Below are 9,819 nucleotides of genomic sequence, written 5' to 3'. Positions count from 1 at the left end.
AACCGCGGCACCACCACCCCCGCCGAATCCGCCACCAGCGTGAACGCCGGAGCATCCGGGGTGATCATCGGCGACGGCAGCACAATCGGCGCCGCAGCATCCGACTCAGATAGGGCGTCGCCGTCGGCAGGCGGGGCATCGGCATCGGTCGGCGCGGGCAGCTGCGAATCCAGTTCGGCGGCCTCGGCCGCATCCGCCGGGGTCTCCGCTGCGGTCTCGTCGACCGGCTCGGTGTCGGGGTCTTTCGTCGCCCGCGCACACCCATCCCGACCACACGTACACGACAGGTGCGCACCCGGAACCCCCGTCAACTCGGCCAGGGCTGCGACCCGCTGCTGTCCGAGCGTGCGCCGATCATTCCGGCACACCCGCAACCCGATCAACGCCGCGATCCGATCCCGCAGAAACACCCCCACCTGGGCGGGTACACACGCCTCGATATTCACATGCCCAACAGCATCATTGGTGATCGACACCTGCGCGAACGCCTCATCAAACGCATCACGCTCCTGCGCCGAGGCCTGCGGATCCAACGAGATCAACACTTCCTCGAGCTGATCACGCAACACCGGATCCGTCGACGCCCGCAACCCCAACTCGAGCGCCACATCCTCAAACGACACCCCAGCATCCGTGCCGTCGGTGTCGGTGTCAGCGTCGTCGTCAGCAGTTTTCGGGGCGCGTGAGGCCGCCCGCGCCATGATGTCGACCCGATTGGTGCTCAACTCGCCATCAAGATAGGCCGCCCGAATCGTCGGCACAGCTTCCAGCAACTCCGCCAACGACATCCACCGACCGGCCTTCGACCGCGATATCCCCAACTGCAGCGACACCTCCGCCACCGCCGCCTTATCGGCCTTGTGCCGCATCATCATCTGAAAAATCGGTGGTGCCGTCGCCAACACGTCACGATAGGTGCGCTCCCCCAATGCGCCGGCCGCCAACACCACCCGCGCCTCGGCCTGACGACTGAGCCGCAACAGATCCCGGCCCGACTCCCCCAGATCCGTCGCCGACATCGACCCCACCACACGCACATCAGCCTCAGCATCGACAAACGAGAACATCGACACCTCCCCCTCCGCGTGCCCGGTGACCGGCCCGGCAGATGCCGAACCCATTACCAACACCCTAGAACCCGCCACCGACAAAACCGGCGTCCCCGACAACACGGTCACCCGGTTCGGCGCACCGACACACCCCCGGCCGGCGAAGTCTCACATCTCGCCGCCATGTCCGCCATCTCAGAAGCCGCTTTCGAGACACCAGCCATTGACCAATCCGCCACGAATCTTCGTATTAATCGGTCCCCTTCATCGCCTACACGGCAAGACGGCGAGGTCGAAGTCTCATAACACCCGAGCGTGTCGCCAGCACTTTTTTGCGACTTTTCGGATACCCTCATACGCATGCCTTCCATCGATCCGGGCGTGCAGACCGGGATGCTCCTCGGCTATGCACGCGAGAGCACGGGTGCACCGCCGCTCGAGTCGCAGATCGACGATCTCGTCGCGAACGGGGTCACAGCCGCCCGCGTCTACAGCGACCGAACATCCGCCGACTCCCCTACCGGACCACGCGCCGGGCTCGCCGCGTTGCTGGACTATGCCCGCTCCGGCGACACCGTCGTGGTGATCGGTATCGATCGCCTCGGCCGTTCGGCGCGCGAAGTGCTTGCGACACTGCGTCATCTGAGTGACCGCACCATCGGGGTCCACGCGTTGCGCGAGCGACTGAGCACCAGAGACGATGCGGGCGCGACCCTCGTCGGCGTACTCACGTCCCTTGCTGTCGTGAACGACGAGGCGGCGCAGGGGCAGCCGCGGAAGCAGTCGCACCCATCCCGGCATGGAAGAGGGACACTCGGACGTCCACGCGCGCTCACCAACGAGCAAATCGAACTCGCCCAACGACTCCGGGACCGCGGAGATCCCGTGCCGACGATCGCGGCGACCCTCGGGGTCAGCCGCGCCACGCTCTACCGAACACTTGCCGAGAAGAGGACCGCACAGTGACCACCAATGAATCCCGCGTGCTGACATTTCCGGGGGCCACCACGCCGGAATCATCGATCGACGACCCCACCCTCGATGCAGTGGAGTTCCAGCGGGGATACGACGAGGCGTCGGCCTATCTCGCGTCGATGCCACTGGCCTGGGCTGCCAACCATGCGTCGGCCGCGTTGGCCGCCGGCGACATCCCCGATATCCGACAGAGTTACGAACGTGGTTATCGCGCAGCTCTTTACGGATTCGTGCGGCATCCGAAGCGCTGATTCGCCGCATCAGCAGATGAACGTGTCAGCTGTTGCGGTCTCACCGGTCACAAGGGCCGGTCACGGGATCAGCGTGTACCGCAGGATCACACGGGACCGGTAGATGCCGTCGAAGATCGTGTTCTGAATCCGGGTGAGTGTGGTGTCGTCCCGAATGAGTTCCTCTACGATGTCGACGTCACTATCGCAGCGACGCAGCGTCGGCGGCTCACCCAGTTCCTCGTAGTCCATCACATAGTCACGGCCATCTTTGGTCGCGATGAAGCCGTTGAAGGTGTAGCCCAGCCCTTCGAGTGCTCCCTCCGCCGACCAGAAGGCGATCGTGCTGTCGGTGTCGTCGGCGAGTTCGTAGAACGATCCATCGGGGCGGACCGTCAACTCGTCGGCGAACGGCGCGTCGACCGGATCTTTCGAGACACGCACCACGCCCTCGGGATCGGGCTGTCCGTCGAGCCATCGGTCGTTGGCGTCCTCGGCAAGCTCATCGGTCCAGTCGAGTTCGACGTATTCGCTGCTCTGCAAACGCCATCGTCCGACGAGATCCTGGGTCATTTCCCCGGCGCCACGCGAAGGCGGATAGACGCCCTGGGCTTCCAGACATTCGACGCCGACACGTACCGGTTCGACGTCGCCACCTGCGCCCTCCGGCCAGATCCGGAGGTCGCCGGCCACACCGGGACCGTCATCGAGGATCACGTACCGGTTCTCGCTCCACGGTGTGACGCTCGGCGCAACTGCGATCTCGGTTCCGTCGGCGGCCACCGCAGGCGCGCGCAACCGAGCCAACACACCGGGGTGCACCGAATGCTCCACTGTCAGCGGCTCCCACTGGGAAACAGGTTGTGCCACAACCTCTCCGAACAAATCTGCCAGGTAGGCATCTTGCTCGTCAGCCAACGGCACGTACCATCGCCAGGCGGCAGGTCCGGTGATGACCGCCCGGCGGACCGCCCCGGTGCCCTTGTCCGCGCACACGATGATGGCTGCCGGGAAGTTCTCCTGATCGATGCCTGCGCGCGCCTCGTCGACGACATCCTCGACCACTTGCGGTGTCTCGACACCGGGACGGGTCCATTCACCGCCGACGCGGATGTTCCCGCTCATGCTCCGGGCGCCCCGGGACAGACAGCTGACGATGTAGACGAACTTGTCCCAGCCTTCGTCGATGGTCGCGGGTGCATCGGCACCCTGGGTCCGACGGCGGCTCCGGCGAACGACATTCGGCCACGGCGCGCACACGGCACCGGCCACGTCGTCCGGCAGTTCCTGCCATAGGGATTCGTTGACGAGCATGCGCTACAGACCTCGACCTTTCAACAGCAATTCGGTGGCATCGACGAATGGTCCGCTGAACCGGGAGGATCGGGAGGCCCCACAGTGTTGACCTGCCCCGGTTCAAGGAACACAATTCCGGTCGGCGAGTCTACATCGACCTACCCGTCGGCCCCTGCCGACGAGCCGTGAACCGGGATCATCCTTGCGTCGCAGCGCTTTACGAATTCTCACGGCACCCAAAGCGCTGCCCGGCCGACTGCGGCCGGATCAGTCGGCCTGGGCAGCGGCGGCCGTCGACTCGGAATCATGCCGTGCACGCGCGGCCCGGATGTCGTCACGATGGGCGTTCGCCCATGCGTTGAGGGCTTCGATCGGATCGAGCAGCGTCCGGCCGAGCTCGGTCAGTTCGTAGTCGACCCGGGGTGGCACGGTCGGGTAGACCGTGCGATTCACCAGCCCGTCGCGCTCGAGAGCGCGCACCGTGAGCGTGAGCATTCGCTGGCTGATGCCGTCTATCGCGCGATACAGCTCGTTGAACCGGTGGGTGCGCCGGCCGAGAAAGACGATCACCAGAACGCTCCATTTGTCTCCGACCCGATCGAGAATCTCTCGAGTCGGGCAGTCCTCGCTCGAACCGAGCGGGACAGACGTCTCGATGTGCCCTACTGACATGAAAGTGCCTTCTTGTGCATGACCCAATACTCACAGACGATCTGGTGACACACAACAAGTAACTACCAGACGCTCGAGAAGGCAGGCATGACCACACCGAAATCCGCCGAATCCCCGACCGGCGCCCCGACGCTACGGGTGCCCGTCTGGGTGATCATCGCGATCGCCTGCACAGCTCAATTCGTATTGGTGATGAACACCACAATCGTGAACGTCGCCCTGCCCGGGATACATGAGGAGTTCGGGCTGTCCGTCGACGGCCAGCAATGGGTCATCAACGGCTATCTCGTGACCTTCGGCGGCTTCCTGCTGCTCGCCTCACGAGCCGGGGACCTCTTTGGGCAGAAGAGGGTGTTCCTGACGGGACTGGTGATCTTCACACTCGCCGGCCTGGCGGGCGGTCTGGCCCAGAACAGCGAATGGTTGCTCGTCGCCCGCTTCGTACAAGGACTCGGGGCCGCCGCGATGACGCCGGCCACCATCAGCCTGATCATCACCAGCCCGATGGCCGCCCATCACCGAACTCGCGCGTTGGCCTTGTGGTCGGCAGCAGCCTCGATCGGCGGCGCGGCCGGGCTGGTGCTCGGAGGAGTACTCACCTCTGCACTGGGCTGGCGGTACGTGCTGCTCATCAACGTGCCCATCGGGATCGTCCTGTTCGTCGTGGCATCGATCAGCCTGCTGCCCGCCGCCGCGGTCAGCAATTGGCGTCGCCTGGACGTCCCCGGTGCGGTGACGGCCACGCTCGGGGTGGTCGCCCTGGTGTACGGCCTGTCGGCCGCGAGCAGTAAGGGGTGGGGATCGGCGAACGTGATCGCAGCCTTGCTCGCCGCCGTGGTCCTGCTGACGGCCTTCGTGGTCATCGAGACCCGCACCGCTGCCCCGCTGGTCCCGTTGAGTATCTTTCGCCATCGTCCACTGACCATCGCCAACATCCTCTTCGCCGGCCTCGGCGTGACCCTGACCGCAGTCGTCTACTTCCTCTCCCTGTATGAGGAGCAGGTTCTCGGCTACAGCGCCGTCCGCACCGGCCTGTCGCTGGTCCCGATGACCGTGATGACGGCGATCGGCGCGATCGCGAGTCAGAGACTGGTGGCGAGGTTCGGTCCGCGATTGTTGCTCATCGTCGGCAGCGTCGTCTCCGCCGGCGGCTTGGCATGGCTGTCGAGAATCCCGGTCCACTCCGACTATGCGATCTATGTACTGGGGCCGACGCTCGTCGCCGGGGCCGGGATGAGTCTGATGTTCGTGCCGATCGTCGCGGCCGCCACGATCGGGATCGACCACCAACACGCCGGTCTCGCATCAGGGTTGGTCAACATGTCCCGTCAGGTCGGTGGAGCGATCGGGCTCGCACTCCTGGTCACCGTCGCAGCCACCACGGCCACTCACACCGGACTCAGCGCGGCGGACGGTATCGTCCACGGCTACCGCACCGTCTTTGTCATCATCGCCGCGGTCAGCCTCGTCTTGACCCTTGTCGCCGCACTGCTTCCGGCCACACCCAAGTCCGTTCCCGCCCAGGCGAACCCCGAGCAGACGAACCCCCAGCAGTCGGACCCCGAGCAGGCAGACCCCGACCGGGTCGCCAACTGACGCACCCGCGTCGACACCACGCTCCGAAGAAACCACCCTCCACACAAGTAAAAGGACATTCGACAATGACCAGATCGACACCAACGCAGACGTCGGCGGCAGCACCACAGGGTAAGCGGCTCCAGATCGATGTCTGGGGTGACCTCGCCTGCCCGTGGTGCTACATCGGCAAGAATCGGCTCGATCAGGCCATCGGATCTTCGCCGTACGCCGAGGCCATCACCGTCAAGGTCCGTTCCTTCGAACTCGACCCGGGCATGCCGGCGGAGTCGAAGCCGAACCTTGAGCTTCTCCGCGCGAAATACGGCTTGTCCCCCACCGAAGCCATGGGTATGGAGGAAAAGGTCGCTGCCATCGCCCACCACGAGGGGCTGCCCTACACCGGAGATCGGGTGCTGTCGAACAGCTTCGACGTTCACCGGGTCCTGCACCTCGCCGACACCTTTGGGCTTGCCGGGGAGTTGCTCGGCGATCTTCAACGAGCACTGTTCAGCGGTCGCGCCGACGTCTATGACCACATCGTGCTCGCCGACCACGCCGACCGCCTCGGCATCCCCCGAAGCCGGGTCGAAGCAGTCCTATCGGGTGACGAGTTTGCCGACACGGTTCGCGCGGACGAGACCGAAGCCCGTGAACTCGGCATCACCGGCGTGCCCTTCACGGTCTTCGACGGTCGCATCGCGGTCGCCGGCTCCACAGACTCCGACGGCTACGCCGAGGCGATCAACCGCGCGTGGAGCACCGAATAGACCTGTCACAAGGGCGAGGAGGAAGAACCGGACCGGTGAGCGGTGTGAATATCGGCAACAGAGTGGTCCCGGCTGGGATCGAACCAGCGACCTTCCCGGTGTGAACGGGACGCTCTTCCACTGAGCCACGGGACCGTGTGGCCGGCGCTCGGGGCGCCGGTGCACGAGGAGGAAGGTTACACGGCGAAGGTCGTGTTCGGCAAAATGCAGGTCGTCTCCTGCGTGCCGCTCCGAGCCCCCCAGATCCGCGACATCTCGGCAGCTCCCTGTGTGTCAGGGTGAGTTGAGACCAGCCGATTTGGTATCTCCGTGACGTTCGGATAATGTTCTGTCCCGCGCCGCGAGCACCATGGTCCACAAGATCGCTCGCGGGCATGCGGATGTGGCGCAGCTGGTAGCGCATCACCTTGCCAAGGTGAGGGTCGCGGGTTCGAATCCCGTCATCCGCTCGGCGCGAGTGAACTCGCATCTGGTGGTGTGGCCGAGTGGTGAGGCAACGGCCTGCAAAGCCGTGTACACGGGTTCGATTCCCGTCGCCACCTCCACCGCCAATTTCATATCCCGCGCGATTAGCTCAGTGGGAGAGCGCTTCCCTGACACGGAAGAGGTCACAAGTTCAATCCTTGTATCGCGCACCACGAAACCCGCCGCGTACCGGCGGGTTTTCGGCGCTCTCGGACTCCTGTCGGCCGCACCTGATTCGTGAGCAATTTCCGCCGCCGGTGCGTGGAACGCGCCTGCGCATTTGGCGTATGGGCGGCCCATCGAATATGGTTGCGCAGCACGTCCTGAGCGATCGGATCGGCTCAGGGAACATGCGGATGTGGCGCAGCTGGTAGCGCATCACCTTGCCAAGGTGAGGGTCGCGGGTTCGAATCCCGTCATCCGCTCGGCGCGAGTGAACTCGCATCTGGTGGTGTGGCCGAGTGGTTAGGCAACGGCCTGCAAAGCCGTGCACACGGGTTCGATTCCCGTCGCCACCTCCAATTCCATATCCTGCGCGATTAGCTCAGTGGGAGAGCGCTTCCCTGACACGGAAGAGGTCACAAGTTCAATCCTTGTATCGCGCACCACGAAACCCGCCGCTCGCCGGCGGGTTTCTTGCATCCGCGGCACCCATACGATCTGATGGCTCTCTGACACGGGGTGCCGGCATCCGGCCGGCTGAGATCACACCCGTCGAACCTGCACCAGTTCGGACTGGCGAAGGGATGGTCACCGTGCCTGCTGCACTGCCGATTTCCGATCACGTGGTACTCGTCACCGGCGGCGGCCGCGGTCTGGGCGCCGAGATCGTCCGCGCCGTGGCGGCCGAGAGCGCGCGCGTGGTCATCAACTATCGTCGCAGCGCCGACGCGGCGGCCGCACTGGCCACCGAGATCGGGCCACGCGCCGTGGCGATCGCCGCCGATGTCGCCGACCCAAACGCCGTCCGATCGATGATCGACACTGCTGCAACGTATTTCGATCGGCCGATCAGCGCGGTTGTCACCAATGCGCTGCCCGACTATTCGTTCAACGGCGATGCGCGCTCGCATGCCGACGACCTCAGCTGGTCCGAACTCGACGCCCAGTTCCGCGGTGTCGTCGGCGGTGCGCTGAACACGGTACAGGCGGCGCTGCCCGGACTGCGCGCGAGCGGCGGCGGCCGCATCGTCACGATCGGGACCAACCTATTTCAGAATCCCGTCGTGCCGTATCACGACTACACCGCCGCCAAGGCCGCGCTGCTGGCCCTGACACGCACGCTGTCGCACGATCTCGGACCCGACGGAATCAACGTCAACATGGTCTCCGGCGGTCTGCTGCGGACCACCGACGCCAGCGCCGCGACCCCGTCGGCCGTCTTCGACGCGATCGCCGCCACCACCCCGCTACGGTCGGTGACCACGCCGCGTGAGTTCGCCGACGCGGTGCTGTTCTTCCTCTCCCCGTGGGCCCGCGCGGTGACCGGTCAGAACCTCGTCGTCGACGGCGGACTGGTCAAGAACTGACGTCCCCGTCGATGGCTCACCAACCCGGATACGACGCACTGGCGCAGCTCTACGCGACAACCTTTCCGACCGCATTCACCACACCGCTCGAGCGCCATTCGATCGAGGTCTTCACCGAAACTGTCCGTGCTCGCGCCGACGATCCCGTCGTCGTGGACGTGGGATGCGGAATCGGCCACGTCGCAGCACATCTGGCGGCCGGCGGCGTGCAGGTCATCGCCGTGGATCCGAGCAGCGGGATGGTAGGCATAGGACGCGCGACCCACCCGCACATCGATTTTCGTTACGGCGACGCCGGGCTCGACGAGGTGGAACTGTCCCGCGTCGATGCAATTCTCGCCCGGTTCAGCCTCATTCACCTATCCCCCGAACTGATGCCCGCGGTGCTCACGTCGTGGCGTCGCCGGTTGCCTGCGCACGCGATGGTCCTCGTTGCCGCGCAGAGCGCCGATGAACCCGGCGTCCACGAATTCGACCATGCCGTCGCGCGCGCGTGGCGGTGGCATCCCGACACCCTCGCCGAATATCTCGCCGCCGCCGGCTTCGAGGAGCACTGGCGCACGCTGAGCCACCCGGACCCGCAGCACCGCTTCCCCGAGGTCCACATGCTCTCCGGGATCGGCGGCCGCACCGCCTGAGCGCCGATCATCCCGGGGCTATCGTGGCAGCCATGACGAGCATGTCCGCCCAGCCGGAACCCGCCGAGGTGATCGTCGACCTCGTGACGGATCCGGCAGATGCCGGTCTGGTGGCCGCGCTGGCCGCCTCGACGTTCCCGCTGGCCTGTCCGCCGCATTCACACCCGGATGACATCGCGGGGTTCATCCGCGCCCACCTGAGCCCCGAGAACTTCGCCGGATACATCGCCGCCGCCGACTCCGACGTGCTGCTAGCCCGCACCGCCGACGACACGCCCGTCGGGTATGCCCTCGTGCGCCATCGCGAGCCGGCCGATCCCGATGTCGCCGCGCTGATCACGGATCGGCCGTCGTCGGAGGTGTCCAAGGTCTACGTACTGCCCGATCATCATGCGAAAGGCCGCACCGACTCGCCGTCGCGGCTGCTGATGGGCGCGGCAATCGCACGCGCCGACAACCGCGGCGCGGCGTCGGTGTGGCTCGGGGTGAATCAGGAAAACGTTCGGGCACAACGGTTCTACGCAAAGATGGGGTTCAGTCGAGCCGGAGTGAAGACGTTCGATCTCAACGGCACGATCGAACACGATTACGTCCTGGTCCGGCACCTGAGCCGGTGACGA

Annotated in this window: 10 protein-coding genes, 7 tRNA genes and 1 riboswitch; of the genes, 13 read left to right on the top strand and 4 right to left on the bottom strand. The window is 65.4% G+C overall.

The features are described from left to right. The coding region (locus ACLQ3C_RS03700) for an HNH endonuclease (RefSeq protein WP_425703507.1) at positions 1-1,121 on the bottom strand (1,121 nt) is incomplete at its 3' end. A gap of 288 nt (positions 1,122-1,409) precedes the next feature. Between ACLQ3C_RS03700 and ACLQ3C_RS03695 the strand changes: the two genes are divergently transcribed. Together ACLQ3C_RS03695 and ACLQ3C_RS03690 are read left to right on the top strand one after the other, a co-directional pair. Further along, the gene (locus tag ACLQ3C_RS03695) at positions 1,410-2,015 is read left to right on the top strand and encodes a recombinase family protein (protein WP_425703506.1); all 606 of its coding nucleotides are present in this window, start codon (positions 1,410-1,412) and stop codon (positions 2,013-2,015) included. After that, complete coding sequence (locus ACLQ3C_RS03690) at positions 2,012-2,275, top strand: hypothetical protein (protein WP_425703505.1); 264 nt, start codon at positions 2,012-2,014, stop codon at positions 2,273-2,275. The genes ACLQ3C_RS03695 and ACLQ3C_RS03690 overlap by 4 nt, the downstream gene beginning before the upstream one ends. 60 nt (positions 2,276-2,335) lie before the next feature. Here the strand turns inward: ACLQ3C_RS03690 and ACLQ3C_RS03685 are convergent, their stop codons facing one another. Then, positions 2,336-3,568, bottom strand: a complete 1,233-nt coding sequence (locus ACLQ3C_RS03685; protein WP_425703504.1) for a hypothetical protein — start codon at positions 3,566-3,568, stop codon at positions 2,336-2,338. 249 nt (positions 3,569-3,817) lie between these two features. Beyond that, complete coding sequence (locus tag ACLQ3C_RS03680) at positions 3,818-4,222, bottom strand: winged helix-turn-helix transcriptional regulator (RefSeq protein WP_425703502.1); 405 nt, start codon at positions 4,220-4,222, stop codon at positions 3,818-3,820. An 87-nt stretch (positions 4,223-4,309) separates the two neighbouring features. On the opposite strand from ACLQ3C_RS03680, the gene ACLQ3C_RS03675 reads away from it, so the two are divergent. After that, positions 4,310-5,818 carry an MFS transporter gene (locus tag ACLQ3C_RS03675; RefSeq protein ID WP_425703500.1) on the top strand — a complete coding sequence of 503 codons (1,509 nt, stop codon included), beginning with the start codon at positions 4,310-4,312 and terminating at the stop codon, positions 5,816-5,818. A gap of 65 nt (positions 5,819-5,883) precedes the next feature. Next, positions 5,884-6,567: a DsbA family oxidoreductase gene (locus ACLQ3C_RS03670; RefSeq protein ID WP_425703498.1), complete on the top strand. Its 684-nt coding sequence runs from the start codon at positions 5,884-5,886 to the stop codon at positions 6,565-6,567. 63 nt (positions 6,568-6,630) lie between these two features. Here the strand turns inward: ACLQ3C_RS03670 and ACLQ3C_RS03665 are convergent. Next, a tRNA-Val gene (locus ACLQ3C_RS03665) sits at positions 6,631-6,702 on the bottom strand. Positions 6,703-6,943: 241 nt separating this feature from the next. Here ACLQ3C_RS03665 and ACLQ3C_RS03660 point away from each other — a divergent pair. The 9 genes from ACLQ3C_RS03660 to ACLQ3C_RS03620 all read left to right on the top strand — a co-directional run bounded on the left by ACLQ3C_RS03660 (position 6,944) and on the right by ACLQ3C_RS03620 (position 9,816). Beyond that, positions 6,944-7,016, top strand: a tRNA-Gly gene (locus tag ACLQ3C_RS03660). A gap of 22 nt (positions 7,017-7,038) precedes the next feature. Next, a tRNA-Cys gene (locus tag ACLQ3C_RS03655) sits at positions 7,039-7,112 on the top strand. 18 nt (positions 7,113-7,130) lie between these two features. Then, positions 7,131-7,205, top strand: a tRNA-Val gene (locus ACLQ3C_RS03650). A 179-nt stretch (positions 7,206-7,384) separates the two neighbouring features. Continuing rightward, positions 7,385-7,457 (top strand) — tRNA-Gly (locus ACLQ3C_RS03645). Positions 7,458-7,479: 22 nt separating this feature from the next. Then, positions 7,480-7,553 (top strand) — tRNA-Cys (locus ACLQ3C_RS03640). 12 nt (positions 7,554-7,565) lie between these two features. Beyond that, positions 7,566-7,640 (top strand) — tRNA-Val (locus tag ACLQ3C_RS03635). 59 nt (positions 7,641-7,699) lie between these two features. Continuing rightward, a riboswitch (TPP riboswitch) is annotated at positions 7,700-7,797 on the top strand. Next, positions 7,788-8,561 carry a 3-oxoacyl-ACP reductase gene (locus ACLQ3C_RS03630; protein WP_425703496.1) on the top strand — a complete coding sequence of 258 codons (774 nt, stop codon included), beginning with the start codon at positions 7,788-7,790 and terminating at the stop codon, positions 8,559-8,561. (Overlaps the previous riboswitch by 10 nt.) 11 nt (positions 8,562-8,572) lie before the next feature. Next, positions 8,573-9,199, top strand: coding sequence for a class I SAM-dependent methyltransferase (locus ACLQ3C_RS03625; RefSeq protein WP_425703494.1), 627 nt, complete (start codon positions 8,573-8,575; stop codon positions 9,197-9,199). 41 nt (positions 9,200-9,240) lie between these two features. Beyond that, positions 9,241-9,816: a GNAT family N-acetyltransferase gene (locus ACLQ3C_RS03620; RefSeq protein ID WP_425703553.1), complete on the top strand. Its 576-nt coding sequence runs from the start codon at positions 9,241-9,243 to the stop codon at positions 9,814-9,816. The last annotated feature ends 3 nt before the right edge of the window (positions 9,817-9,819 follow it).

Source organism: Gordonia sp. DT30 (assembly GCF_049844915.1).
Lineage (GTDB): Bacteria > Actinomycetota > Actinomycetes > Mycobacteriales > Mycobacteriaceae > Gordonia.
This window is presented reverse-complemented; position numbering and strand designations above follow the sequence as displayed.